Below are 272 nucleotides of genomic sequence, written 5' to 3' on the forward strand. Positions count from 1 at the left end.
AATGCAAATGGCGATGACTTAGTTATTTCAATTAATAGCCCAGGTGGTTATGTAAATGAAGGTTCAGAGATTTACACGGCATTAAAAAATCATCCCGGTCATGTGGAAGTTCAAATTGTTGGATTAGCAGCAAGTGCAGCTTCTGTAATTGCTATGGCCGGTGATAAAGTTCGCATTTCTCCCACAGCAAAAATCATGATTCACAACGCTGCTAAGTGGCATGGTGGAGATCATCGTGACATGGAAAAGGCGGCTGAGATGTTAAAAATAAC

1 protein-coding gene is annotated in these 272 nt (G+C 40.8%); it reads left to right on the forward strand.

The window, feature by feature from the left end; translation table 11 throughout:
- Positions 1 to 272, forward strand: a 272-nt coding sequence (locus JDS99_RS31285) for a Clp protease ClpP (RefSeq protein WP_199696529.1), incomplete at both ends; no start/stop codon positions are given.

The organism is Bacillus cereus group sp. N6 (genome assembly GCF_016483705.1).
Classification (GTDB): domain Bacteria; phylum Bacillota; class Bacilli; order Bacillales; family Bacillaceae_G; genus Bacillus_A; species Bacillus_A wiedmannii.